A 25,175-nucleotide genomic window follows, 5' to 3' on the forward strand; every position below is an offset into this window, starting at 1 on the left:
AAATATTGCCCAATCCACCATCAATTACATCAACCCTATCATTTATCTCCATAAAGTATTGTGAGCTTCTAATTAAGCGGCTTGAATATTTGTATAATAAAATGAATACATAAATATTTATAATTTTATATTTTAATATAAATAATTAAATAAAAATTATTTTTATTTAATTATATTATATACGTTTGTATATTGATGATGACTCGGAATGAAGTATAAAGAATCCGGTCGCTTAAAAAATCATAGCAACCAAAACAGTATGAGATGAAACAGGAAATTATTATCACGGACTTAGCAGAAATTAAAGGTGTGGCCAAAGAAATTAGTTTGTTCACTACTCGAAGAAAAAACATCCTTATCCGGATCCCTCACTTAACCGAAGAGGAGAATAGTCAGCTGGAGGCTAAGGTTACTAAACATTATAGCGCCTGTGGATGTGGGCAAGGAAGGATTTCAGGTGTCATTACGCTAGTGGGGTATGTCCTATTAGTGTTGACAGGAATCATCTCTATTTATGAGCTAGGTGTGCTGAATACCATACTTCTTTACTTCGCGTGTTCCATTGTAACCATGCTTATTGGGAAAATATATGGACTCTGGAATGCCCGCAAGGCACTCTTGAAATTGGTGAATGAATTACAAATAAAATAAATATTTAACCTTAAACCTTTTAAAATCATGGCACGAGTATGTAGAGAAATTCAAGAAAGAATAGAAGAGACACGCGAAGAAGCGAGAGAAGAATGTCGTAATGTTTCCAGAACTATTACTGAAACCATTTGTAGCTGGATGCCTTGGCCATTTAGCGAATTATGCAACCTAGTCAGCAGAGTTATCACAGAAGTAGTATGTAATACAATATGGGTTATTATAACTATAGTTAGTTGGGTGACCAGGGTGGTATGCGAAACAATCTTTATTATCGATTGGATTATTACCCACCTAATTGGCATCATAGAATGGTTAGTGAACAGGATTATCACTTTTCCGGAATGGGTGATTTGTCAAATTGGAGTGAATACGGGAAGGAAAAATTTCAGGATTTGTCCTATCGTGATTGCAGATGCTGCAGGAAATCCAGTTGTTCCTTTACCTGATATTCAGGATCAAATAAATGAAGCAGTAAGGATTTACAACCAATGTAACATCAATGTAATTGCCTCTCCCATTACTGTGGTGACTGATCGACCACATTTGGCAAATGCTCCAGGATGCGATGCCGGAGGGTATTTTGGAGAAGATAGAATTGAGCTTGAACATCTCTCCTGTTGTCAGGGGTTTACCAGGGTCAGAACTTGTTTACGTTTTCCAAGCGGGCTATTATGGCCGCGCCATGTGTTAAAGGCAATCTGGGTGGATAACCTCAGCTCAGGTCATTTAGGATGTTATATGCTTCCTGAGTCATATATATTAATGACTGCTAATGCTCGCCTTGATACGCTGGCCCACGAAATGGGGCATGCAGGTGATCTATTGCATGAAGATGATGATAATAACAATTTAATGTTTACACCTGGACGCTCAGGTTCCAATCTTACTAATTCTCAATGCTGTACTTTACGAACCAGTAGATTTGTAACAATATTGTAAATATAAATATTGAATGGTAGTCAATTAAAGAAATAGAGAACCGGTGGAAGCCGGTTTTTTTTTGAAGGGGGAGAGAATGTTCTAATTGCTGCGCTCAAGACTACGGATAGTGCACAGACTACTTTGGTGAAATTTATTATCTTTAAAAACTTAAGTGGCTGTAGCGGCTGCGGTTCCTAAGCATTAATACGAATTAGCACAAACATCTTTATTTTAACATAGTATGGAAAGTTAATTAAACAAGATGCAAGAATATAAAACAAGAAAATAAAATTTCAGGAAGTTGTACAAGTTGAGGATTGGAATGTTAAAGTATATACTATTTCCAAAATTGGAGAATTTGACAATGCTCACTTTTACAAATATGCCCTCCGGCAACTTCCTCACTGGCTTAAAATGAAAAACTCTTTTGATGCGGAAAATGACAGAATAGCTTTTCTGATTTTACATTCAGGCACTGAGGGAATATTCTCCTTAATTAATTGGTGGGTAGGAAAGAATATGTTGAATACCCATATTTTTATGACAAGCCCCAATCGGCCAACTGAATTTACTAAAATCTCAGGAGATGGACTTGCTCCCTGTATTTGGGAATTAGAGTTGATTAACTTCGAAAGAATTTCCTGGACAAACAACATTCTGAAAAATAATCCTCCTAACTTCCAGTTGTATTTATCAGAGCACTTTAATGGAGAATTTTAATGGATAATTTCACAATCAGATTTGTAAAACAGGGAGATTTAATACCACTAATCGATCTATGCGAAGCTCATGCTGAATATGAAAAAGCGAGTTTTGATAAATTCGGTAAAGCCGAAAAACTGGGGCAGTATTTATTTGGTGACACACCTGCATTATATTGTTTAGTAGTTGAAAAGGATCATCAGCTAATCGGCTATGCCACCTACATAAAACAATTCTCCACCTGGGATGCCAGCTTTTATATTTATATGGATTGCCTGTTTATGAATGATACTTCAAGAGGAATGGGCCTTGGAGAAAAACTGGTTGACAAGATAAAGGAAGAAGCAAAAAAATTGGGTTGCGACTTAATCCAGTGGCAAACACCTGATTTCAATACCAGGGCAATTAAGTTTTACAAACGTATAGGAGCGGTTTCAAAACCTAAGGAGCGTTTCTTTTTGACTGTGGAGTAATTAGCGAGTTCTTGATAAATGCTTCAATGTTTGAGAACCAAATAAAATCCCGACTTACCGGGACAAGTTTTGCTCGGAGTATGCGCGTGGGTGGACAAAAAGGCGGGGGAGCGCGTGGGACTGTAGCGTGGAAGCCAGCCAAAGGCTGGTCAGCCTGGCTGACATCTTTTTGTTCCCGAGTACTCGGGACAAAAAGATAAAGAAATAAAATTTGGTTTAAAAATACTTGAAGTTAAGGTTAAACCTCTCTATTAAATGAGAGCACTGTTTTTTTGAGGTATAGTACGTAGTTTTAAATTTAAGGAAACACTAAAGTAGCATTGACGATGAACACCATCAAAGAGTTTTTTGTAGACATATTTGAATACCATCATCATTTCAATCAAAAACTAGCTGATTTATTAATTGAAAATGTAAGTCAGCTAAGTGATAGAACAATCCCGCTTTTCTCACATTCCATAAATGCCCATCAAATATGGAATTCCAGAATTATTAACTCTAAGCCTCTGGGTGTACATCAGGTACATACTCTTGAAAAATGTAAAATATTGGATAAAGCTAACTTTGAAGAGACTTTGAAAATATTGTCTGAACAGGATCTGCAAAAGAACATCAACTATCAGAATTCAAAAGGGGAGAAGTTTGAGAAAAGTATGCAGCATATACTTTTTCATATTGCTAATCATTTTTCTCACCACAGAGGACAAATAATTTCAGACCTGCGTCAAAATGGAATTGAACCGATTGTAACTGATTATATATTCTACAAAAGATAAGAACCTGTTTCATGAATATTGAACCTCTCATAGCATACCTGAGCAAGTACATTCACTTAAGTACTGATGAAAAGGAAATACTATCAGAACATGTAAGTTATAGAAAGTATTTAAAGGGACAGTTTGTAGTGCAACAAGGGGATGTTTGCAAATATGAAAGTTTTGTAGTAAAAGGTTGTCTCAAAACTTTTTATATCGATAGTGAGGGACAGGAGCATATTGTGATGTTTGCAGTAGAAAATTGGTGGGCGGCTGATCTCGGAAGCTTCATCACTCAAAGCCCGGCCGACTATAATGTGCAGTGCCTGGAAAATACAGAAGTTGTTCAATTCTCCTATGAGAAACTTGAAGCACTTTACCTACTTATACCAAAACTAGAGCGATTTTTCAGGATTATCATTCAGAAAGCTTATGTGGCATCTGAAAAAAGAATTATCGGAAATTTCAGCCTGCCTGCCAGGGAAAGGTATTTGGAATTTCGAGAACAATACCCGGATATTGAGCAGAGGGTTCCACAATATATGATTGCTTCTTACCTGGGTATCACCAAAGAGTTTCTGAGCAAAATCAGAAGCCAGATCATATCAAAATAGCTAGTGATGGAGACCTTACTTCCCTCCAATATTAATCTGGTTTAACATTCTTTTTTAATCTAGTTTGTCGTATTGGGGCAATTGAATCCGGAATTTTGTCATGAACATTAAAAATATAAGTTTATGATAATACAACAGAAAATATTTCAAACAGATAATAGTTGGACCCCACTCGTTTTACGAATTTTCTTAGGGCTGGTGGTCTTTCCACATGGTGCTCAGAAGCTATTTGGATGGTTTGGCGGATATGGGTTTTCAGGAACTATGGATTTCTTTACCGATGCTGTCGGCCTCCCATGGATCATAGGATTTTTTGTCATCATACTTGAATCCATTGGGGCAATTGCTCTTGTGGCAGGAGTAGCTACACGTTTAATAGCGATAGCTTATGCGTTTTTAGCAGCAGGAATTATTTTTTCCTCTCATTTCCAGCATGGGTTCTTTATGAATTGGTTTGGAAACCAGGCAGGGGAGGGGTATGAATATTTCTTACTTTGGATAGGGATGGCAATAGCACTTTTCATTTCAGGAGGCGGTAAATTTTCTATTGATAAGGAAATTATAATGACCAATAAGGCTAAAAGCTATAGTGCTTAAAGCAGCAGTTCATGAGTTGATTGAAAGTTGAATGGAAATTTATAACTTTATAGCGGCTCGAAAGCATCGTGCTTTTGGCCGCTAATGCTTTTATAGAGGTGATTTCAGCCTATGAATGAGGATACTAATATACAGCATGCAATAGAATCAATTAGTGAACAATATTCACCATTAACTGATAATTGCAGAAGCGATTTGTGTAATCTGTTACGCATTCAGACCATTCCAAAAAATACAGTTTTAGTAAAAGAAGGTCAGTTTGCCAATAAAACTTACTTTATAGTCAAAGGATGCCTGAGGGCATATTATCTGAAAGAAGGTAAAGACATTACAGATTGGCTTGCTTTTGATAATGAATTTATAAATTCCATCAACAGCTATTTTCTGGAAGTGCCGAGTCCCCATTTTATAGAGACGCTGGAAAGTACTAAACTAATCGAATTCTGTAAGAAGGATGTAGAAACGCTTCTGGATAAATATCCCGACTTTGACAGACTGTTGAGGATTGCTGTTACAAAGGTAATGCTTCAACTTCAACAACGGATTGTTTCCATACAATTTGAGACAGCTATTCAGAAATATGAATCCCTTTTAATCCAACGGCCGGATATTACGGCAAGAGTTCCTCTTACACACATTGCCTCCTTTCTGGGAATAACCCTTGAAACATTAAGTCGGATCCGGAATATTAAAAGCAGAATTTGATATACATCAAATGATGGTAGTTTACAAAAGCAGAACTTGCCATCAAATTGATACTTATGATATTAACAGCAAACATTCTGACTTTACTGGCATTTATTGTCCACACCTTTATGGGCGACAAGGAACTTAAGCTAATTGAGCCCCAACATACTTCTGGGCAGGCTCTGAAAAAACAAGAAACCTGGACTATGGCCAGATGTGGTTGGCATTGGATTTCATTTGATTTACTTTTTGCTACTATAGGACTTGGGCTCATCAATTTCACTGATTTTTTTGAAAATGAAACCACGTTATTGCAGATTCTGGCCGTTTACTTTTTAGGTTATGCCCTGGTTTGGATTATTAGCATTGCTATTTCCAGAAAATTTCCGAATAACTATTTGAAGCTGGGCCAGTGGATTTTGTTGTTGCTAATTAGTGGTTTAATTTATTTCGGAATATAATTTATGGTGCTCGAGAAATATTTACCGGAATATCAGTTCAATGAGGTGCACAAAATAGTAGTGGAAGGAAGCACTGAAGATTGCTATAAAGCAAGTATGAATTTAGATTTGTCGAAATCCGGCATTATCGCCTTTCTATTTCGGTTGAGGGGCTTGCCTTTTAGCAATACCCATTTAGCGGCACTTACAAAAGATATGAGGTTCACGCTATTGGAAGAAATCCAATATACTGAATTTCTGTATGCTTTTTGGTTTAAATCCCAGCCAGAATGGATTACGGATAAGGAGGAATTCATGAGAGGAAGCTCCTGTTACAATGCCAAAGTTGGTTGGTCTTTTAACTTTGTTGAGAAAGGTAATGGGAAAACGGAAATCATCACTGAAACAAGAGTTTTTTGTTTGAACAGGAAAACAAAACTTCTTTTTTCGATTTACTGGTTTTTTATTAGACCATTTAGTGGGTTGATAAGGATTCAAATGCTCCGGCTTATTAAGAAGGAACTTGAGAAGTAGAAGCTCAATTTACTCATGGTGCTAATTCATCTGCCAAAGCTGGTGATCTCACCAACTTTGGCCTATTTCCATTAGGGCACTTTTGAAAAATACTACTATGTTAGAAAACCAAATAAAATCCCGATGTACCGGGACAAGTTTTGCTCATATAGAGCGGGCGGGTCGACAAAAAGGCGGGGAGCGCGTTGAATTGTAGCGTGGAAGCATCTTTTTGTCTTGATTTTTTCTATCTTTTGTATCAAGACAAAAGATTAGGAATAAAATTTGGTTTAAAAAATCCATGAAACTTAAGTTAAACCTCAATATTAAATGAAGTTTTAGAAAATGGACAATAATTAGCAAACTGAATCAAGCTCGTTTTCGAGACACAAAACGAGGGCGAACAGGCTGGGTTTGCAGAGCGTGTAAATTTATTCACCTCAGTTGGATTATAAACTTGCGCTAAAACCATTCTGCACCTCGTTTCGGAATCACTACCTACTTATAGGTATTTTGCTGTGGCTTTCGATGAAAAATTAGGATTTAATAGAGAATGGAGGTATGTTGGAGAGCTTTTATGAACCTAATACCAAGAATGATTTGTAAACGCTTGTAAACATTTACAAACGTTTGTAGTCGGGTACAGGAAAAACAAAAGTGATATAATGACAACTTTTATGTTATTATATCAATGTTAGGGTGCATATTAAGATCATGGAAAACTGCCTACTTTGTAAAGAAAATCCAGCGGACAAGAAAGGTTCTCACATTGTTCCTCACTTCTTGTTAAAGCGCATTGAGAATGTAGAAGGAAAATCTGGAAGAGATTATGAACTGGGATTTGTAATTCAAGAATTTGATACAACGTCTCATTTCGGAAGATCAGTTCCAGTAGACAAACTGGATGAAGTCTTTGGAGAATTATCAGATGAAGAAATTGAAGCAAATAAACACCCTATGGTGGTAGATAACTTCTTTTGCACATCTTGTGAAACTAGGTTTTCAAAAATTGAAAGTGAGTATGCTAAAACCCTTAATAAATTTGAAAACGAAGTGTATTCTTCGGAAATACGTTCTGAAATAGGATTTTTGTTTTGGGCTAGTGTTATTTGGCGAATCTCTATAAATAAAGGCAGTGGTGTAGAGCTAACAAAAAATCAGAATGAAACTTTAAGAAGAATTTTACATAGAGTACTGAAAAATGAGCTGTCAGAAATTGACATTGAAGGGATGAAAGAAGCAAAAGACATTAAAAAAATATCATATAAATTGCTAAGGTGTCCGGATTTTTCGACAAAACACGCAACTCATATGGTGATTCATCCAAAATTGAAGAATCCTTATTCCCTTGTGATTGACGAATACCTTCTCTTTTTCGCTTTCAAGGATAATTACAATGATTATATGAACAAAGATTTTTTTGGAATACAAAAGGAAGTTGAAGAAGCTCCCACAAATAAGCTTCAGAATACTGAAATGATATATCCCATAAGTAAAGAAAAAATGCTAGAATTTAATAAGGCATTAATTGACCATATGAAAAACACTCGTGTTGACAAGCTAAACTTATTTTGGGATAAATTACACAGATCACTCGGTGGGACTGGAAGTTCTATGCCAGAGGAAATAAAAAAAGAATTATTTGCAGAGCTTACATCTGAAGAAAAGAGGCTTGGACGAAAATATAATTTAGAAGATTTAAGAGACACAACCTATAAAGTACTAAAAAAGTACGCACCCTAACATTATGTAAGAAATCATAGCCGCACAAGGCCAAAGCACAAGCCAAAGCTACGATTCTTACATTGGCGTTGGCATTCATTGTAAGAAACATCCTGCAAATTATTAAACATGATTGATGGAAGATAAGATTAAGAAATATTTAATTGATCTAGAGAAAGAAAATGGTATAGAGATTTTACTTGCCTGTGAGACTGGTTCGAGAGCATGGGGATTTCCATCACCTGATAGTGACTTTGATGTGCGGATAATTTACAAACACCATAAAGATTGGTATTTAAGTTTAACAGAAGAAAAAGATACAATTGAATGCTTTTATGAGAATAACGACATTGATATTAGTGGCTGGGATTTAAGAAAAAGTTTACGATTGATTTGGAAATCAAATCCACCTTTGCTCGAAAGAATTCAATCTCCGATTATTTATCATGCTGACGAAGACTTCCTAGCTGGAATTAATTCAATTGTACAAAAGACCTATTCAAGAATTGCTACGATTCATCATTATTTGAGCATGGCAAAAAAGGCTTTAGACGAAGTTGTAAACTCAAATGACTATAAACTTAAAAGGTTCTTTTATGCTCTCCGTGCATCGGTAGCTTGTTTATGGATTCTTGAAAAAGAAGAAATTCCACCAATTGAATTTGGGAAAATGGTAAACGGATTAGACTTATCCGATAATTTAACAAATAGGATTAATGAACTAATTGAACTGAAGTCAACAATTAGCGAAACGTACTTACACAATGGAGAACAAGATTTAATTAAGTTCATGGAAAGTTGCCTGGAAAGAGCTAATAACGAATCAAAAAGTTTACCCGCTTCAAAAGGACAAATAAGTGAATTAAATGAATTTTTCCGTAACACATTAGATTAATCAATGACAATTGAGGATTTAAGAGATAAAGGACTAATAATATTGGAATGCATTAGTGGCAGTAAGGCTTACGGATTGGATACTCCTAGCTCTGACTTAGACATTAAAGGTGTTTTCATTTTACCGAAAGAGGCGTATTACGGATTGACCTATACTCCTCAAGTAAATAATGAAACAAACGATATTGTTTTTTATGAGTTTGGACGGTTTATGGAATTATTATCATTAAACAATCCAAATATTCTTGAATTACTTAATACGCCCGAATCTGCGATAATTTACAAACACCCATTTTTAAACGAAATAAATTCTGAACTGATTTTATCTAAGCTGTGCAACAACACATTTGGGAAGTTTGCTTTATCTCAGATTAAAAAAGCAAAAGGATTAAAAAAGAAAATAGTAAATCCTGTTGCAAAAGAGAGAAAAAGTGTGTTGTCATTCTGCTTTGTAAACTATGACCAAGGAGCGATTCCGCTTTTAAAATACCTTGAAATTAAAGGTTGGCAACAAGAACATTGTGGACTAGTAAATATTCCACACATGAAAGATGTTTATGGATTGTACTATTCAGCCCAACTAGGATTTAGCGGGGTACTTCGGGGAAAAGAATCAAATGATATTTGTTTAAGTTCTATTCCAAAAGGCACGAAACAAGAAGCTCTTATGTATTTTAACAGAAATGGATATTCAACTTACTGCAAAGAATATCGAGAATATTGGGATTGGGTGGATAAGAGAAACGATGACAGATACGAAAACACTAAAAGTCATGGAAAGAATTATGATTCAAAAAACATGATGCATGTATTTCGACTTTTAGAAATGGCAATTGAAATCGGAAATGAGAAAAAAGTCAATGTAAAAAGACCAAATCGTGATTTTCTACTTGACATTAAAGCAGGAAAATTTGAATATGAGGAACTATTAAAAATGGCAGGCTTGAAACAAACTGAGATGGAATCAGCATTTGAAAGTTCATCCTTGCCTGATAATCCTGATTTGGAGCTAATAAATGAATTGACTTATAGATTGAGAGATAAATTTTATAACCACAGAGAATAAATAACGAAATGCCAACACTATGTATAGTGCATAAGGGTTTCAGAGGTTTTCGAGCGGCATCACCCGCGTCAAATTTGGGTGGTAACTTGACAGGTTTAAAGCCCGCAATCCCTTACGACACCATACACTTAACGTTACCAGCAATTATGCACAACACTCAATCAAGAATAAACCAAAAAATGAACTATACTAAAAGATCAATATTAACTCTAGTTTTGACCATTGGGACTGCCATCTCGACATTTGGACAAACTGAAATTTACAATCAAATTAAAACAGCTATTTCGGACTCTGACATAGAATCGTTGGTCTCTCTTGCACCGAAGCCAGAATATGGGCCGACACAATTTTCAACTCCTACCGAGAAGGAAATAAGTGTACAAAAAAAAGACTTAGGGAACCGCATATCCCAGCATTTGGATACTTTTGGAAAATTTGAATATACTCAACTTTTTGCAGACAAGGTCGGACACTTACCTCTTGTGATTGGTAAATTGAAAGGGGATGAGAAAACTGAATACGTCATGATTGGACTTGCAGATTTTTACGGAGAATACAGGTATGTTTCTTTCGGTTTTCTTGATAAACTCCCATCTAATATGAGAGGACTCGATAAATAAAGCTGGTAACATTCTGCATGAAATCATGGCTGTTAGATGGGAGACGAAACTGTGGGGCTTTGTAGAAAGCCCGTCAATCCGCAAGATTGAAATACTGTATTGAATTAAATTAGTAAGCAACCCTACAGATGGTGTAGGTAGAAACTTGAAACTTTGTATATTTAAAGTAGCCACTCTTTATACAGTAAGCGTTGCGCACAAGAGAAAATCAATAAAGAAAAATAACAGCATGGGAGTATATTCAACCTTTAGCCGAATAACCAAGTCTGATGAATACATTTTAAATGAATATAAAATGTATGATATCGTAGAAGTTGATTACGAGAAATTATCCAAGTATAGAAATGAATCAATTAGTTTTAGAGGAGGTGCCGTTTCGCTAGACTATCTGTACAATTATGAATGGTTATCCGATCTTGGAATATACTTGACATCGGATTTTTTGTTCCATATTCTTGTAGTTTCAATTGGAGACCAATCGTTTAGATATGAAAATGATCGATTGATAATAGCTCTTTTTAAGCCTGAAAAAATTCTGAGAATAATTAAAGTTATTATTGAGAACCCTTTTCTTTTCAAAGAATCAAAAGCAGAGGAAGATGAAATTCAAAATATGAAATCGCTTTTAGAGTTACTTGAAAAAGCTAATTCTAATGGTGACCTAATAGAATGTACAATAGGATAAATTCCAGTGCACCACACTATGTAAAAATGCTTACACTGACAGTTGCGACTCCATTTAGGAGCTATCGTAACCTTTCACCTTGTCTTTTACAAAAAAAACTGTTGATCGAGATAAGTAAGCAACTGCATCTTGCTCGTTTGTAGGACACAAAACGAGGGCGGACGTGGTAGGTGAACTGGCTGTTAAATCCAAATAGCTCATTTGATAAAATTGTTGTGAACCACTCTTCAAATTTATGAGTTCCCAACATTTCTAGTAAACAAAATTTGTTTAAGGACTTTCTACCCGCAATACCTGGCACACTGACCGCCAGCATTTCTGTCCCCACAAGTTTTCCCGAAAATCAGCTTTTATCTTTAAAATCAGAAAATTAATTAGCCAGTGGCACCATACGTCAGGGGGAAATAGGATAATTGTACAAATAGTTGGGTGGATAGAAATTTCCTCTTATATTTATGACTGACTAGTCAGTCATAAATATTTTATTATGAACAAAAAAGAAAAGATTATCCTATCAGCCTTGTTGCTTTTTGCTCAACATGGCTATTCAGAAACATCTGTGGATAAAATAGCTCAACATGCTCAGGTATCTAAAGGACTTACCTATGCCCACTTTAAAAACAAGGATGATCTGTTAAGAGTGGTGATTGAGCATTCCATTCAAAAAATGACAGCTGAAATGATGGAAATTGAAGAGATGAACCTACAGGCGCTTTTCGATAATTTATTCAAAAGCCTAAAGAAAAATAAAGAGGTGATCCGGCTTTGCTTCCTTCTTGTTATTCACCCTGAAACTCCCGATTTGGTAAATCAGATGTTAGAAGGACAGAAACAGGAACTTTTAAAGTTGCTTACTTCATTGCTTGAGCCAAAATATAAAGCTGATAGTAGTCGGGAAGCTGTTATCCTACTTGCTACTATTGATGGTATCACGCTGGATTATGTGGTGAACCCAAATAGTAAAAACCTTAAAGCCACTGAAAAATATTTAATAGAAAAATATACCTAAGTAGCATGAAAACCAAAGAAATAAATATACCGCCTTTTTTGCATGATATACACGGAAGAAAATCAAATATATTTGACTTAACACTCACTTATTCTGGGGCAATAGTGGCCTTGTCTTCCGTTTTAATCATTTATGTGCAATCACCTTTAAATGTGCAATGGTGGAAACTGTTGCTATTGGCTCTTGTTAGTGCTGATATTGGCGCGGGTGCAGTGGCTAATTTCACAAAAGGCACTAATCAATTTTATAGTGGAACACATAAAAGGAAATCCAGAACGGTCTTTATCCTCTCACATTTCATTCACCCGGCTGTTTTTCTTTTTGTCATAGATGGTTTTTCAATGTTTTCAGCCTTTTTGGTAGTATTTGTAATTGGCGGTACTTTCTTGATTAATTCAATAGGCAATAAAGAAAAACAAGCTGTTGTTGCGGCATTTTTAATGGTAGTGGGAATAGGTTTCCTCTTAATAGTTAAACTGACCAATCCATTTCTATTGTGGTTTTTTCCACTTTATATGACCAAACTATTTTTGGCCTTTGCTATAAGAAGGTATTCATAAATTATACATTGATGGAAATAAAAAATATAAATATCAGCCAAATTGAAAAAGCTACTTCACTTTTATCTGAATCTTTTGTGGATGATAAGGGAATGAAAGCATTGTTTGCTCGGAATGATCCACGCTATAAACAAAAATTATATGCATGGTTTAAGGCTACATTAAAAATGGAAATCCGAAATAAGCAATTACTTTGGGCTGCTTATGAAGATGAAAAATTAATAAGTCTGGCAAGCATAAATGATACATCATTGAAGATGTCCGGCTTATCAATGCTGAAATGGTTATTCTCAATTGGCTTTTCTTGTGGTCTGAGAACAGTTGTTAAAACAATCTCACACGATCAGGAAAGGCAAAAGCATTATCCGCAAAAGCAGTTGTCGATTTTAGAGTTTATAGCTGTGGATCCCGAACATCGAGGTAAAGGAATAGGAAAACTTATGATGAAGAAATTACAAAGATACGCAGTGGAGCAAAGCAAAATTATTTGGTTGGAAACCACCAAACCTAAAAATGTGAAAATATTTGAAAAATCGGGTTTTCATCTCACTCAGGTAAATAAGGAGACTGATGTTGAGTATTTTATGATGGTAAATGAGGAGGCTGATTGATACGAGCTAGCAAATAAATTTATAGCAAAACACAGGCATTAACAGAAATAGAAGCTCAGTTAGGCTGTTCTTGATGAACGCTCCAATGTTTGAGAACCAAATAAAACCCCGAGTTACCGGGACAAGTTTTGCTCGGAGTATGCGCGTGGGTGGACAAAAAGGCGGAGAGCGCGTTGAATTGCAGCGTGGAAGCATCTTTTTGTTCCCGAGTACTCGGGACAAAAAGATAAAGAATAAAATTTGGTTTAAAAATGCTTGAAATTTAAGTTAAACCTCAATATTAAATGAAATTTCTGCTTTATGAGGTTTTATATTTAGATTTAAATTTGAGATCCAGTTTAGTTAAAATTTATTTTTCATGAGGAGCCTAAATAGTCGCCAAGGGTTGTGTCCTTACAAAATTTACCATTTTTAATTCTGTTGTGAATATACCTGACTGCCTGCACAAATGCTTTCCAAAATCAAAATAACCTGAGTTCGATTTTAAAAATTGAAGGAAAACTACCTTAGGACGTTCCCGCTGTTGCGGGACTGGCTATCTCGGTCCCGATAAATCGGGATTACATTTTAAAAAAAAAAGAAAATTATCCGTGATCTCATTAAAATTTAGCATGAGATACCGGATAAATTAAGACTTTTGAAAAAGATAAGCCTTAATTTTCTGGCATGACGGCATTCTATAGCAATCGAACTCAGGTAAATAGGGAGTTTAGATCAAATATCTACTTTTTTATCCAGCGCTTCTTTCAATAAGTATTTCTCTCTTTTTCATCCAAAGCGTACTTTTTGTTACTTCGAGCTTCATTCCTTTTTTTCTTTTATACAGAATGGTCAGCACTATTGCCAATACAATGGTCAGAATCCTGAATACATTGGAATAAACACCTCCTAAAGCATTTTCTCCGGCAGAAAACATCATCCAGAATAAATTCATAAACAAATGTAGGAAAATGGGAATCCAAATATTGAAGTTCCATTCTGCATAAAGCCAGGCAAACAGGATAGCTCCCAGAAAGGTTGTAAGAAAAATTCCCAGAAGAGTTAAAGGATCCTGGCTTTGGTATAAGTGGATTAAAGCAAACACTATAGCACCTAATAAAATGGAAGGTAGAAATCCTAATTGAGTAAAGCGATACAACTGCCCAAAAAGGAAGCCTCTGAAATATAGCTCTTCAAAAAATGCTGCGGAAACAGCTGAAATTAAGATAAGACTGAGATTGATTTCCGGGTTAAATTCAAAAACAATTGCATAGCCAATCAGCATGGGAAGTGTGCACAGAAGAGGAAATAAAAATCCCTTTGCCAAACTCCCATTGAGCCCCAAGCTACTAAGGAGATTCCTGAAATGGTGGATTAATAAACTTCCCAACAAAAGAGGAATTCCAAAAACAGAATAAGTAATGATATGACTTACACCAATTTGGTTGATGTATTCATTGATCCATTTTCTGAGCGAATGAAAATAAAGGTCATCAAGTACAAAGTAAATGGCAAAGGAGAGTAAGGTGATCCATAATACTCTTAATGATTTAGCGTCCATAACGAGTCGGTTTTAGTGATTCTTACATTGGAATATTTTTATTTCTGATTAGATTCTACTTTTCTCAAAATGGTTGCATTGGCCCATCTTGTTATCAGTAAGTATTAGAGGAAGCAAATTAAAGAAGTTGAACTAATGATGACTATATTTAAGAGCCAATTTGGAGTGAATGAAATTAAGAAGTGGAAAATATTATACTACTAAAATCCACAATCTTTAACACTGATTTTTATATGAATGAGTTGAAGTTGAAAACTGCTTTTGATCCTTATTTTGAAGCACCAGTTGAGGTTTGGAAGAAATTTACAGATCTATGCCAACAAGTTAGCTTTAAGAAGAATGACATTATTAAGCAGTCAGGTGAAACTGAAAAAAATGCATATTTTATTTTAGAAGGTGCTTGTGGAATCTTTTTATGGAAGGAGAATAATTATGTATGTCTGGATATTGTATTGGAAAATAATTTTTTTGCTGATCATATGTCGCTTATCACAGCAAAAATCTCCTCACTGGAAACTATAGCCCTGGAAAAAACTACCGCTTTACGAATTAGCAAAGCCAATATTGATAAACTCAAAAAAAGCCCTTTCGGCAGTGTTTTGTTTTTAATTGGAGCAGAAAGTTCATTTGTAGAAAAGCAACAGCAACAAATAGATTTGTTAATGAAAACTGCCGAGCAGCGCTACAATGAGCTTTTTAAAAAGAACCCTGAATTAATTCAGCGTATTGCGCAAAAGCATATCGCTTCTTATTTAGGTATTACCACACAAAGCTTAAGCAGGATAAGAAAAAAATGAGCCTTTGCTTTTTTAACCTATGGTAACTTTTTTGGCATTGATTGTATTCAAATTTGCATGATGAATTACAACATGAAATTTGGAACAATGAAAATGAAAGTAACATTTATTATTATCTTTATATTATCAGGTTTGACTGTTAATGGGCAGGTCGAAAAAGAATTGAATAAGAAGGGCTTTGTCTTTGGAGTTTCTTCAGGCGTTTCACACACTCTCATCAATTTTCCTACTGAGGAATTAAGTATTGCAGGCATTGGCATTAATTGGAAGGTAGGTTATATGTTGAATACTAATTTAGCTGTATTGTTAAATGGAGCTATTTCGATCTATGAGTATGATTTAACAGATAGACCGAGAAAGAGAGATTTTGGAGGGATTTTTCCTTCTGCCCAATATTGGATTTCCGATAGGTTTTGGATTTTAGGTGGTGTAGGTTTAGCAACTGACGCACCTGTATTTTTCGATCTTAAACCGGAAAACCCGGATGAGCTAAAATATTATACGGGAGTAGGGGTTATTTCAAGTGTTGGATTTGAATTTTATCGCACTTCTAAACTAATGTTTGATATACAGGCAAGGGTTATTTATGACAGCATTCATTTTCCTGAGGCAAGAGTAAATGGATTAAGTAGTTCACTATTATTAGGAATTAATTTTTAAGAATTTGAGGTGCGGATAATACGCTATCTCATTGTATCTACTATAAGATACTACAAAATGAAGGCTTTTTGAAGAAAGAAGTCTTAGTTTTGCGGCATATCCTGCCCTGTTGACGGGGGCAATATCATTAATAGTCGAACCCAGGTTTGTAAATTAAAACAGAAAAAACTTAACATCCTCATATCTGTAGTTTATAAATAGAATGATTAAATATATTACATGAATTAGTAAAATCCTTTAAAATGAGTTAACATTATATCGATAAAAAATACTAATGTATTTTTTGTAAGTCATTAATTAATAGGGGTTTATGATTTTAACAATTTGAAAGAATGAGTGTTGGTCAGGTTTTAGGGTCGTTTTTAAGATATGGAGTTTTATTTATTGGGCTGTTTTTAGCAGGAAAAGTAATGGCTTCGGACACTACCAATGCCACCAAGGCTCAATTACTTTCTAAGAAAGATGGCAAGGTACTCAATTTGCCTTTTTATGGTGTCAAATCCACTTCAGCAGTTGATATTTTTGAGGTTGTGGCAGATCCTACAGCGCTTACTATTGAAAAAGGGGCCTATGGTGTGGTGAACATAACTATTAACAGGGAATCTATTTTTACCGGGCAGGTTAACCTTACCATCTTTCCAAGTCCCGGCTTACCCGATAATGTTTCTGCCAATTTTTCACCATCTTCTGTAGCGAGTGAAAGTACTTCTTCGGTACTTACTTTAAGTGTAGGTGAAGGTGCGGAAAGTGGCGATTATTCCATAGTGATAGCCGGAACAGGTAACTATGAGGGCGCAACAAAATTAAGAACGGTTGCCATTACCTTAACCATTAGAGATATTGAGCCACCGGGTACAGTGGCTAGCTTTTCTTTTTTAGAAAATAGTACTCCACTATCAAATCTAAGTGAAGTAGGAGGAAATATTTCTGTAGATGAATTGGATATGCCGGATGTTTTAAATTTCCGTGCCAACACAAGTGGGGCAGCTAATGAAGTAAAATGGATTTTTAAAGAACAAGGTAGTGGAAATGCCATCCGCACTTATACTGATGGTACAGCGCCATATACATTGTATGATAATGGTGGTTGGACAGTCGTGCCGGGCATTTACGAACTTGAAGCCATTCAGGTGAACGAGGGGGTTGAGGGAACTCCAAAACAAATTGTAATTACCATAAATGCTGCACCTGAACCTTCTATCTCAATCAGTTCTTCTCCTGCTTCTTTATCAGTTTTTCAAGGAGAATCTATTGGTAGTCAAATAACATTAACACCTAATGTTACCTATTCGGGAGAAGTAACATTGAGTACCAATGACTTACCCACAGGTGTTACGGCAGCTTTTTCTCCGCCAACACTTAATACGAGCGGAACCTCTACAGTAACTTTTACTATAGCCGATAATGCAACCGTAGGTAGCTCATCTATTATTATTACTGGAGTTGGTGTTGGGGGGGTGGAAGCCAATACAACAATTGACCTGACTGTTACTAGAGTTTCATTTCCTGATTTTGAACTCACCCTTGGGAAGAATCAATTGAATTTAATGCAAGGAGAGGAAGCGCAAGTCAATATATTAATAGAGGCTATCGATGGTTTTGATGAAGCTGTTGCTTTTGAAGTTTCCTCCTCCAATCCGCAAGTTCAATTAATTATTGAGCCTGCTATATTGGAAGAAGGTGCCGGTGAAAGCGAACTAAGTATCATTACTGATGAAAATACTCCTGTTGGTGAGATTGAGATTATGCTTGTAGCAAGTTCCGATTCAAAAGAGAAAAGTGCAACAATTAGCCTATTAGTGGAACTTATACCAGTGGACATAAAGCCCAGAAACCAGTTTTCTCCCAATGGAGATGGAATTGATGATTTCTGGGAAATTGAGGAAATAGAAGAAGTTCCTGATTTTTTAGTGATAGTATATGATAGAGCAGGACGGGAGGTTTACAGTGCACAACCCTACAAAAATGAATGGGATGGTACCAATAAAAATGGAGAGCAACTAAATCCTACCACCTATTTTTACGTGGTACGTGATGCTGCCGGTAATACGGTGAAGTCAGGTAGCGTGAATTTGTTACAATGAAAATATAGAATTGGCTTCTCATACATTACTCCTGAATTATGGAATAAAGAAAAGTTTCCTGCTTTAAAGTGAAGAAAATAGGGCTGATCTTGTGAACTTACTATAGAAAGGAAAGTAGGTAAATGTTTTTATATTGCAGCGAAATTGAAGAGTTTTGATGTTTGCCAATAAAAGTATAATCTATAGATGGATAGCATTGAGCAGCTGATATGAAGAGAAATGAAATGAAAAAGATATTTTTCACACTTTTACTTTGTGTTACTGTTTTTATAACAAAAGCACAGGTTTTTCAGGTGCCCAATCAATATTTTGTATCACCTTATTCTTTTAATCCTGCTTATGCAGGCCTGGAAGGCTATACCTACATCCAATTAATGCACAAGCAACAGTGGTTGGGCATAGAAAATGCCCCGGGCTTATCCAATGTAGCCATTCAGTTCCCTGTTAAAAGAAGATTTAACCTCGGTGGCAATCTTTTTTATGACCAAAATGGATTGATCAAAACTACATCTGCAATGGTTTCAGGTAACTTTCTCATTCCTTTCAGCCCCTCTCAAAGGTTGAGCTTTGGGTTGTCAGGAGGTTTTTTCAATACAGAATATGATATCAATAATTCAAGCAATCCGGATGATCCCGCCATTGCCAATTTTAATGCTGCTTATAATCCTGTTGTCAGTTTAGGGATAGCTTACTATAGTCCTGCCTTTCATGTAGGTGTTGCCCTTCCCAGTTTATTGGGCAATACACTTATTAATCCGGAAATTCCTGAAAAGCCATATGAGGTTTTTTATGAACAAATGATTTTTTCTATTGGCTATAAACTTAGATCACCTTCAGGTGGTATTGCTTTTGAACCTTCTGCTATTTATAAAATGGAGAAAGGTGTAGAGGATTATATGGAATTCTCAGGAGTTTTGAATTTTGCAGAATCCATCTATGTAGGAGGATCTTTTAGACCGGAATATGGCCCTTCAATTCTGTTTGGGTTTAATTTGGGGGCTTTAAGGTTTGGATATTCCTACGAACTGGCAGGAGAGCAGGTAGATCAGTTTGGTCAGGGAAGCCACGAGTTTTTAGTAGGCTTGAAAATAGGAAAGAAAAAATCCTTTGCAGTGAAAAAACCGAAGGAAAAACCAGTGCCTGTTAAAAAAGAGCCTGTAGTTAAAGAACCAGTCAAAAAAGAAGTGGTTGAAGAACCTAAAGAAGAAGTAAAACCACAGGTGGATACAGTTAAAGTTGAAAAACCACGTCCTATTATTAAAAAGGATCCGGTTCCGCAAAAAACTGTAAAACCACAACCGCAAGAACCCGAACCAAAAGAGGTAACTTATTTTGTGATCATAGGGGCATTTAATAGTCTGGAAAATGCAAATGAATATATCACTAAAATGCAGGAGGAAGGTTTTAAGGAAGTAAGTCAGATTTACAATCCGAAGAGCGGCCTTAATTATGTGTATATTCTGGAAACCAAAGATGTTGATGAAGCCAGGGCTATGAGAATGGTCATGCGTCAAACGGATGGATTTGATGAAACCTGGATTTACATAAGAGAGGATAATTAGAGAGCTCTTGATAAATACTTCAATGTTCGAGAGCCAAATAAAATTTGCTCGGAGTTAGCGCGTGGGTGGACAAAAAGGCGGGGAGCGCGTGGAACTGTAGCGTGGAAGCATCTTTTTGTCTTGATTTTTTGTATCTTTTTGATCAAGCAAAAAGATTAGCGAATAAAATTTGGTTTAAAAATACTTAAAATTATGATTAAACCTCAGTATTAAATGAAATTACTGTTTATTGAGGTTTTGTACTTAGGTTTAAATTTAAAGAAACACTAATAAAAGTAAGGATATCCAGTTTATTGCTGAAATTTATTTTTCATGAGGAGCCTAATTAAGGTTGCTAAAAAACAGCTGATAATAGTAACGTCTGTCAATAATCCTTGAGTCACATTCAACCGGAAAGTGGCTTTTTTCTATGTTTTTCATTTTACTTCCGGTTTTCTACATTTCACCTTTAATTTTCTACACTACGCTTAAATATTTTTTTTAAGCCGGAGCCTTTCTGCCATTTTTATCCTGTCATAAAGAAAAATGTACAAGGAATAAAAAAAATGGTAAAATGAATATTAACGCATTTAAATTCTTGCTACCGATTTTTATAGTAGGATTGGTAGCCGGGAAGTCTTCAGCACAAGTGGTATTCCAATCTTTGGATGACGCTTTTGAGTTTGCGGATTTGCATCAGACCGATCTGCAAATAGCAAATGCAAGACAAGAGATAGCTACTTTAAATCAAAAAAATACCCTTAGTTCGCTTTTGCCACAAGTGAAGGCTTTTGGTAATTTTGATGATTACGTGAGCCTGCCTGTTCAATTAATCCCGGCAGAAATATTTGGAGGACAACCGGGCGAATTTGCGGAGGTACAGTTTGGTACGCAATACCAATTGAATGTAGGTCTGGAAGCATCCATTCCTCTAATTAACACCATGGCCTGGAACAAGAGAAAATCGTCCGGCTTGGAAGCAGCAGCCTCAAATTACCAGCAAGAACAAGTGAAACAACAACTTTACGAAAAGATTGCCCGCGCTTATTACCTCTCATTGTTGGCTAAGGAAGCATCTCGTTTAAGTCTTGAAAACCGGAAGGCAAGTACAGCTATTTTGAATGTAGCACAATCTCAATGGGACACTGGTTTGTTGGAGAAATTGCCCCTCAACAGAATGAAAGCAAATGATGAAAAGGCGAATAATCAATTGTTGATTAATCAAAAATCTGAACAGAATAACCTGGATGTCCTGAAGAATTTATGTGGAATCCCTTTAGAAGAAGATTTGCTTTTGGAAGAATCATTGCCATCAACAGAAAGAAAGTTAACCGCTGAAAGCAGTTTGGACTATGCTATCCTCAGACAACCCGGTGTTTTGGCTGCTGAACAAAAGATTAAAATTGCTCAAAATGAATTGAAAGGAATAAACACTTCCTTTTTGCCACAACTTTCTGCCTTTGGAAGATATTCGCAGCAAGCCTGGAGCAATAACCTGGATTTTGGAGCTTATGATTGGTATGAGGTCGCTGTTATTGGAATGCGGCTGGAATGGACTCTTTTCTCCGGGAATAAAAGAAACAATGACAGAGGATTGGCCAGGAATTCACTGGCCATTGCTGAATGGGAAAAGAAGAAATTCATTTCGGACAAGCAAGCGGAACATGATGAATTATGGAGAGAATACCATTTATCCTCTTCTTTGATTCAATCATTGAAGAGAACCTCTCAATTGTTTGACGAAAATTTTCAAATGGCTCAGGATCAATATCAGGAAGGTATTATTTCCACAGATGAATTATTGTCCATTCAAAAGGAAATGTGGGAGGCACAAAGGGAGTATTTATCCGGCCTGGCCAATTACTTTATTACAAGTGCAATATTATCTGTTAAAAGTGAGACGAATCTTAATTAAATTAATTTAAAATGTTGACCAAAAATCTTAAAAGACAAAATTTCCTGATACTTGGAGGCCTGCTGTTGGCCATTTTGATGGGCTTAAATGCCTGTGGTGATTCGGAGGAAACTATACAGGCGGAAAGGAAATCCTTGATGGAAGCAGTTTATGCTTCAGGATATATTCAGGCAGAAGGAGAGTATGAACTGGTAGCACAATCGGAAGGAGTACTCAAAGAACAATTGGTGCAGGAGGGGGAAATAGTGAAAGCCGGGCAAACACTTTTTACCATTGAAAGCAACTCAGCCCAGGCGCAACTGGACAATGCTTTGAGAGCCTATCGATTGGCAGAGGCCAATGCAAAGGAAAGCAGTCCTCGCTTACAGGAGGTACAAAGTGCGATGAAAATGGCAGAGGATAAATACCTTGCCGATTCCATCAACTTCAGACGATATCAGAACCTTTGGGAAAAGCAGGCCACATCGGAAGCGGCATATGATGCAGCAAGGCTAAGTTTTGAGCAATCGAAAGAAGCATTTCAAAAAAGCAGGCATGCCTTAAAACTACTGCGTGATCAATTGCAATTTGAAAAGGAACAGGCCTTGAATAACCTTAAAATTGCTCGGGAAAGTAGTGGCTTTTACCAGATCAAAAGTAAAGCAGATGGTATATTTTTTCAGGCCTACAAAGAAGTTGGTGAATTGGTAAGGCCTGGGCAGCCTATCGCTTTGTTAGGAAAAGGGAATACTTTTTTTGCCAATTTGAGCGTAGATGAACAGGATGTGATGCGCATTCAAAAAGGACAAAAAGTTATTCTAAAAATTGATGCTTATCCGGACATGCACTTTAAGGCCATCCTGCATAAAATTTATGCCAAAGTAGATCCCCGGGAGCAGTCCTTGAGGGTAGACGCCTTGTTGGAAGATAGCTTGCCGGCTGCTTATACCGGCCTGGCATTGGAGGCTAATATTGTCATCTCTGAAAAGCAAAATGCATTGGTGGTGCCCAGAACTTTAATCCTGGCTGGTGATAGTGTGGAGATCATGACGGAAGAAGGAAAGCAAAAAGTGAAAATAGAGAAGGGTATAGAAACCCTTAATGAAATAGAAATTATTTCAGGAATTAGCGAAGAAACTGAAATTATTAAACCATGAACTTAAGTCTCTCAATAGCTAAAACGCATTTATTGGCCAAGCCAAAACAGACCATTGTGGCAATGCTGGGAGTCACTTTTGGTATTGGTATGTTCATTACCATGGTTAGCCTCATGACTGGCCTCAATGATTTTACAGAAGAACTGACTATGTCTTCTACCCCGGATATCCGGATTTATAAGGACATTACCCAGGAAAGACCTTCTATTTTGGAAGAGGTTAACCCGGATGGAATAAACCTTGTCCATCATCAGAAACCAAAAAATGAAAGCCAGAAAATAAGAAATGCCTTTCAAATAGCGGAGCTTTTAAAAGCAGATCCTGAAGTACTGGGAGCAGCTCCTCAATTGTCCAGCAGAGTGTTTTACAATTATGGGCCGGTTCAACTCAATGGTGTGATTGCCGGAGTAGATATTTTGGAGGAAGACAAATTATTCGACATCCAATCTCATATGAAAGAAGGAAACCTGCAGAGCCTGATGGTCTCCACAAATGGACTTATAATGGGTTCCGGACTGGCACGTAAACTCAATGCCAAATTGAATGATCGTGTGGTAGTTACTACACCGGGTGGTTTTACCATAACTTTAAATGTGGTGGGGATTTTTCAAATGGGCTTGGGGGAAATAGATAATATAAAAAGTTATGCATCCATTCAGACGGTGCAAAAGATTCTGGAAAAAGACCCTTCCTATGTTACTGAAATCAGTATAAAACTCATAGATCTTGATCAGGCAAAAGAGAAAGCTAAAAGTATAGAAGCTACTTTTGGCTATAAAGCGGAAGATTGGGAAACCGCTAATTCCACTTTTCTAACAGGGGCTATCATTCGAAATATTATGACTTATTCGGTAGCCATCACCTTGCTGATTGTGGCAGGATTCGGCATTTACAATATTCTGAATATGACCATTTTTAGCAAAATGAAAGACATTGCCATTTTAAAAGCCACAGGCTTTGCGGCCAAAGATGTGAGGGATATTTTCATTGCTCAATCCCTGGTTATTGGAATAGTGGGAAGCTTATTGGGTTTAATTGTGGGGTTTGTTTTGGCCTACATGATTTCCCTGGCACCTTTTGATGGGGGCGATTTTGTCTCCATGGATACCATGCCAGTAAGTTTTAGCCCTGTATTTTATATAATAGGATTGGTTTTCGGAATTGCCACAACGGGTATTGCCGGATATTTGCCCTCCCGAAAGGCAGGAAAAGTGGATCCTATTGAAATATTGAGAGGGATTTAATGCAAAGCGAAGATTTCTCACTCTTTGCTTCAGTATAAAATTTGATAATAGAAATAATGAAGGATATCATTTTAAAGACACAACAAGTTAATAAGTACTTCTATGAACCGCAGCCATTTCATGTATTAAAATCCATTGATTTGGAAGTGTACAGGGGCGAATTCCTCAGCCTGGTGGGGAAGTCAGGTTGTGGAAAATCTACCTTAATGTATGTGTTGTCTACTATGGATACGGATTTTCAGGGACAACTGGAAATTAATGGAGATCAGCTGGCTGGTAAAAAACAAAATTACCTGGCAAAATTCAGAAATGAACATATTGGTTTTGTATTTCAATTCCATTTTTTACTTCCTGAGTTTACCGCTTTGCAGAATGTAATGCTTCCGGCACTTAAGCTGGGTAAATACTCTAAAAAGGAAGTGGAGAAAAGAGCTTATGAAAAGCTGGATATGCTTGGTATTAAAGAACATGCTGGAAAACTTTCTTCCAAACTTTCAGGTGGACAGCAGCAAAGGGTTGCCATAGCCAGGGCTTTGATCAATGATCCGGTGCTGATTATGGGCGATGAGCCTACAGGGAACCTGGATAGTCAGAATTCGGATAATGTCTTTAGCATTTTCAAGAGTCTCACACGGGACTTTGGACAAACTATTATAGCAGTGACCCACGATGAGGAATTCGCCTCCAATACTGACAGGATCATTGAAATGAGTGATGGTGAAATTATAAATTGATGCT

General features: G+C 36.5%; 27 protein-coding genes. 26 read left to right on the top strand and 1 reads right to left on the bottom strand.

Annotated features, from left to right (window positions below; all coding sequences use genetic code 11):
- The first annotated feature begins 264 nt into the window (after positions 1-264).
- From JKA74_RS13585 to JKA74_RS13670, 18 genes are all read left to right on the top strand, one after another.
- Positions 265-651: a hypothetical protein gene (locus JKA74_RS13585; RefSeq protein WP_201431751.1), complete on the top strand. Its 387-nt coding sequence runs from the start codon at positions 265-267 to the stop codon at positions 649-651.
- A gap of 27 nt (positions 652-678) precedes the next feature.
- A complete protein-coding gene (locus JKA74_RS13590) occupies positions 679-1,590 on the top strand; it encodes a hypothetical protein (protein ID WP_201431752.1) in 912 nt (303 codons plus the stop codon).
- Positions 1,591-1,986: 396 nt separating this feature from the next.
- Positions 1,987-2,292: a hypothetical protein gene (locus JKA74_RS13595; protein ID WP_201431753.1), complete on the top strand. Its 306-nt coding sequence runs from the start codon at positions 1,987-1,989 to the stop codon at positions 2,290-2,292.
- Positions 2,292-2,747, top strand: a complete 456-nt coding sequence (locus JKA74_RS13600; protein WP_201431754.1) for a GNAT family N-acetyltransferase — start codon at positions 2,292-2,294, stop codon at positions 2,745-2,747. The genes JKA74_RS13595 and JKA74_RS13600 overlap by 1 nt, the downstream gene beginning before the upstream one ends.
- A gap of 326 nt (positions 2,748-3,073) precedes the next feature.
- Entirely contained in the window at positions 3,074-3,523 is a 450-nt protein-coding gene (locus JKA74_RS13605; protein ID WP_236587805.1) for a DinB family protein, read from the top strand.
- An 11-nt stretch (positions 3,524-3,534) separates the two neighbouring features.
- Positions 3,535-4,116, top strand: a complete 582-nt coding sequence (locus JKA74_RS13610; RefSeq protein WP_201431755.1) for a Crp/Fnr family transcriptional regulator — start codon at positions 3,535-3,537, stop codon at positions 4,114-4,116.
- Positions 4,117-4,239: 123 nt separating this feature from the next.
- Positions 4,240-4,713 carry a DoxX family protein gene (locus tag JKA74_RS13615; RefSeq protein WP_201431756.1) on the top strand — a complete coding sequence of 158 codons (474 nt, stop codon included), beginning with the start codon at positions 4,240-4,242 and terminating at the stop codon, positions 4,711-4,713.
- A 111-nt stretch (positions 4,714-4,824) separates the two neighbouring features.
- Positions 4,825-5,418: a Crp/Fnr family transcriptional regulator gene (locus JKA74_RS13620; RefSeq protein WP_201431757.1), complete on the top strand. Its 594-nt coding sequence runs from the start codon at positions 4,825-4,827 to the stop codon at positions 5,416-5,418.
- Between the two features lie 56 nt (positions 5,419-5,474).
- On the top strand, positions 5,475-5,861 hold the full coding sequence (locus JKA74_RS13625; RefSeq protein ID WP_236587807.1) for a hypothetical protein: 387 nt from the start codon (positions 5,475-5,477) through the stop codon (positions 5,859-5,861).
- A 3-nt stretch (positions 5,862-5,864) separates the two neighbouring features.
- Positions 5,865-6,374 (top strand): hypothetical protein, encoded by a 510-nt coding sequence (locus JKA74_RS13630; protein ID WP_201431759.1) that lies wholly within the window; start codon positions 5,865-5,867, stop codon positions 6,372-6,374.
- Positions 6,375-7,067: 693 nt separating this feature from the next.
- Positions 7,068-8,096, top strand: a complete 1,029-nt coding sequence (locus JKA74_RS13635; RefSeq protein ID WP_201431760.1) for a hypothetical protein — start codon at positions 7,068-7,070, stop codon at positions 8,094-8,096.
- A gap of 115 nt (positions 8,097-8,211) precedes the next feature.
- Positions 8,212-8,970, top strand: a complete 759-nt coding sequence (locus tag JKA74_RS13640) for a nucleotidyltransferase domain-containing protein (protein ID WP_201431761.1) — start codon at positions 8,212-8,214, stop codon at positions 8,968-8,970.
- 3 nt (positions 8,971-8,973) lie between these two features.
- Positions 8,974-10,035, top strand: coding sequence for a DNA polymerase beta superfamily protein (locus JKA74_RS13645; RefSeq protein ID WP_201431762.1), 1,062 nt, complete (start codon positions 8,974-8,976; stop codon positions 10,033-10,035).
- Positions 10,036-10,214: 179 nt separating this feature from the next.
- Positions 10,215-10,655, top strand: coding sequence for a hypothetical protein (locus JKA74_RS13650; RefSeq protein WP_201431763.1), 441 nt, complete (start codon positions 10,215-10,217; stop codon positions 10,653-10,655).
- A gap of 295 nt (positions 10,656-10,950) precedes the next feature.
- A complete protein-coding gene (locus tag JKA74_RS13655; RefSeq protein WP_201431764.1) occupies positions 10,951-11,340 on the top strand; it encodes a hypothetical protein in 390 nt (129 codons plus the stop codon).
- A gap of 487 nt (positions 11,341-11,827) precedes the next feature.
- Positions 11,828-12,349 (top strand): TetR/AcrR family transcriptional regulator, encoded by a 522-nt coding sequence (locus tag JKA74_RS13660; protein ID WP_201431765.1) that lies wholly within the window; start codon positions 11,828-11,830, stop codon positions 12,347-12,349.
- A gap of 5 nt (positions 12,350-12,354) precedes the next feature.
- Positions 12,355-12,909 carry a hypothetical protein gene (locus JKA74_RS13665; protein WP_201431766.1) on the top strand — a complete coding sequence of 185 codons (555 nt, stop codon included), beginning with the start codon at positions 12,355-12,357 and terminating at the stop codon, positions 12,907-12,909.
- Between the two features lie 11 nt (positions 12,910-12,920).
- On the top strand, positions 12,921-13,520 hold the full coding sequence (locus JKA74_RS13670; RefSeq protein ID WP_201431767.1) for a GNAT family N-acetyltransferase: 600 nt from the start codon (positions 12,921-12,923) through the stop codon (positions 13,518-13,520).
- A gap of 730 nt (positions 13,521-14,250) precedes the next feature.
- Here JKA74_RS13670 and JKA74_RS13675 read toward each other — a convergent pair.
- Complete coding sequence (locus JKA74_RS13675; protein ID WP_201431768.1) at positions 14,251-15,060, bottom strand: CPBP family intramembrane glutamic endopeptidase; 810 nt, start codon at positions 15,058-15,060, stop codon at positions 14,251-14,253.
- Positions 15,061-15,293: 233 nt separating this feature from the next.
- Between JKA74_RS13675 and JKA74_RS13680 the strand changes: the two genes are divergently transcribed.
- From JKA74_RS13680 to JKA74_RS13715, 8 genes are all read left to right on the top strand, one after another.
- Entirely contained in the window at positions 15,294-15,857 is a 564-nt protein-coding gene (locus JKA74_RS13680; protein ID WP_201431769.1) for a Crp/Fnr family transcriptional regulator, read from the top strand.
- Between the two features lie 87 nt (positions 15,858-15,944).
- Complete coding sequence (locus JKA74_RS13685) at positions 15,945-16,517, top strand: hypothetical protein (RefSeq protein ID WP_201431770.1); 573 nt, start codon at positions 15,945-15,947, stop codon at positions 16,515-16,517.
- 332 nt (positions 16,518-16,849) lie between these two features.
- A complete protein-coding gene (locus tag JKA74_RS13690; RefSeq protein WP_201431771.1) occupies positions 16,850-18,601 on the top strand; it encodes a T9SS type B sorting domain-containing protein in 1,752 nt (583 codons plus the stop codon).
- Between the two features lie 224 nt (positions 18,602-18,825).
- Entirely contained in the window at positions 18,826-20,163 is a 1,338-nt protein-coding gene (locus JKA74_RS13695; RefSeq protein ID WP_201431772.1) for a PorP/SprF family type IX secretion system membrane protein, read from the top strand.
- Between the two features lie 553 nt (positions 20,164-20,716).
- Positions 20,717-22,057, top strand: a complete 1,341-nt coding sequence (locus tag JKA74_RS13700; RefSeq protein ID WP_201431773.1) for a TolC family protein — start codon at positions 20,717-20,719, stop codon at positions 22,055-22,057.
- A gap of 11 nt (positions 22,058-22,068) precedes the next feature.
- On the top strand, positions 22,069-23,193 hold the full coding sequence (locus JKA74_RS13705; protein WP_201431774.1) for an efflux RND transporter periplasmic adaptor subunit: 1,125 nt from the start codon (positions 22,069-22,071) through the stop codon (positions 23,191-23,193).
- Positions 23,190-24,437, top strand: a complete 1,248-nt coding sequence (locus JKA74_RS13710; protein WP_201431775.1) for an ABC transporter permease — start codon at positions 23,190-23,192, stop codon at positions 24,435-24,437. The genes JKA74_RS13705 and JKA74_RS13710 overlap by 4 nt, the downstream gene beginning before the upstream one ends.
- A 56-nt stretch (positions 24,438-24,493) precedes the next feature.
- Positions 24,494-25,171 carry an ABC transporter ATP-binding protein gene (locus tag JKA74_RS13715; protein ID WP_201431776.1) on the top strand — a complete coding sequence of 226 codons (678 nt, stop codon included), beginning with the start codon at positions 24,494-24,496 and terminating at the stop codon, positions 25,169-25,171.
- The last annotated feature ends 4 nt before the right edge of the window (positions 25,172-25,175 follow it).

Origin of the sequence: Marivirga aurantiaca (assembly GCF_016679925.1) — a bacterium.
GTDB classification, from domain to species: Bacteria; Bacteroidota; Bacteroidia; order Cytophagales; family Cyclobacteriaceae; genus Marivirga; species Marivirga aurantiaca.

What these genes read in the sequence shown, in the direction of transcription:
- JKA74_RS13585 (WP_201431751.1), top strand. Translation starts at nt 265, where the DNA reads ATGAAACAGGAAATTATTATCACGGACTTAGCAGAAATTAAAGGTGTG.
- JKA74_RS13590 (WP_201431752.1), top strand. Translation starts at nt 679, where the DNA reads ATGGCACGAGTATGTAGAGAAATTCAAGAAAGAATAGAAGAGACACGC.
- JKA74_RS13595 (WP_201431753.1), top strand. Translation starts at nt 1,987, where the DNA reads ATGAAAAACTCTTTTGATGCGGAAAATGACAGAATAGCTTTTCTGATT.
- JKA74_RS13600 (WP_201431754.1), top strand. Translation starts at nt 2,292, where the DNA reads ATGGATAATTTCACAATCAGATTTGTAAAACAGGGAGATTTAATACCA.
- JKA74_RS13605 (WP_236587805.1), top strand. Translation starts at nt 3,074, where the DNA reads ATGAACACCATCAAAGAGTTTTTTGTAGACATATTTGAATACCATCAT.
- JKA74_RS13610 (WP_201431755.1), top strand. Translation starts at nt 3,535, where the DNA reads ATGAATATTGAACCTCTCATAGCATACCTGAGCAAGTACATTCACTTA.
- JKA74_RS13615 (WP_201431756.1), top strand. Translation starts at nt 4,240, where the DNA reads ATGATAATACAACAGAAAATATTTCAAACAGATAATAGTTGGACCCCA.
- JKA74_RS13620 (WP_201431757.1), top strand. Translation starts at nt 4,825, where the DNA reads ATGAATGAGGATACTAATATACAGCATGCAATAGAATCAATTAGTGAA.
- JKA74_RS13625 (WP_236587807.1), top strand. Translation starts at nt 5,475, where the DNA reads ATGATATTAACAGCAAACATTCTGACTTTACTGGCATTTATTGTCCAC.
- JKA74_RS13630 (WP_201431759.1), top strand. Translation starts at nt 5,865, where the DNA reads ATGGTGCTCGAGAAATATTTACCGGAATATCAGTTCAATGAGGTGCAC.
- JKA74_RS13635 (WP_201431760.1), top strand. Translation starts at nt 7,068, where the DNA reads ATGGAAAACTGCCTACTTTGTAAAGAAAATCCAGCGGACAAGAAAGGT.
- JKA74_RS13640 (WP_201431761.1), top strand. Translation starts at nt 8,212, where the DNA reads ATGGAAGATAAGATTAAGAAATATTTAATTGATCTAGAGAAAGAAAAT.
- JKA74_RS13645 (WP_201431762.1), top strand. Translation starts at nt 8,974, where the DNA reads ATGACAATTGAGGATTTAAGAGATAAAGGACTAATAATATTGGAATGC.
- JKA74_RS13650 (WP_201431763.1), top strand. Translation starts at nt 10,215, where the DNA reads ATGAACTATACTAAAAGATCAATATTAACTCTAGTTTTGACCATTGGG.
- JKA74_RS13655 (WP_201431764.1), top strand. Translation starts at nt 10,951, where the DNA reads ATGTATGATATCGTAGAAGTTGATTACGAGAAATTATCCAAGTATAGA.
- JKA74_RS13660 (WP_201431765.1), top strand. Translation starts at nt 11,828, where the DNA reads ATGAACAAAAAAGAAAAGATTATCCTATCAGCCTTGTTGCTTTTTGCT.
- JKA74_RS13665 (WP_201431766.1), top strand. Translation starts at nt 12,355, where the DNA reads ATGAAAACCAAAGAAATAAATATACCGCCTTTTTTGCATGATATACAC.
- JKA74_RS13670 (WP_201431767.1), top strand. Translation starts at nt 12,921, where the DNA reads ATGGAAATAAAAAATATAAATATCAGCCAAATTGAAAAAGCTACTTCA.
- JKA74_RS13675 (WP_201431768.1), bottom strand. Translation starts at nt 15,060, where the DNA reads ATGGACGCTAAATCATTAAGAGTATTATGGATCACCTTACTCTCCTTT.
- JKA74_RS13680 (WP_201431769.1), top strand. Translation starts at nt 15,294, where the DNA reads ATGAATGAGTTGAAGTTGAAAACTGCTTTTGATCCTTATTTTGAAGCA.
- JKA74_RS13685 (WP_201431770.1), top strand. Translation starts at nt 15,945, where the DNA reads ATGAAAATGAAAGTAACATTTATTATTATCTTTATATTATCAGGTTTG.
- JKA74_RS13690 (WP_201431771.1), top strand. Translation starts at nt 16,850, where the DNA reads ATGAGTGTTGGTCAGGTTTTAGGGTCGTTTTTAAGATATGGAGTTTTA.
- JKA74_RS13695 (WP_201431772.1), top strand. Translation starts at nt 18,826, where the DNA reads ATGAAAAAGATATTTTTCACACTTTTACTTTGTGTTACTGTTTTTATA.
- JKA74_RS13700 (WP_201431773.1), top strand. Translation starts at nt 20,717, where the DNA reads ATGAATATTAACGCATTTAAATTCTTGCTACCGATTTTTATAGTAGGA.
- JKA74_RS13705 (WP_201431774.1), top strand. Translation starts at nt 22,069, where the DNA reads ATGTTGACCAAAAATCTTAAAAGACAAAATTTCCTGATACTTGGAGGC.
- JKA74_RS13710 (WP_201431775.1), top strand. Translation starts at nt 23,190, where the DNA reads ATGAACTTAAGTCTCTCAATAGCTAAAACGCATTTATTGGCCAAGCCA.
- JKA74_RS13715 (WP_201431776.1), top strand. Translation starts at nt 24,494, where the DNA reads ATGAAGGATATCATTTTAAAGACACAACAAGTTAATAAGTACTTCTAT.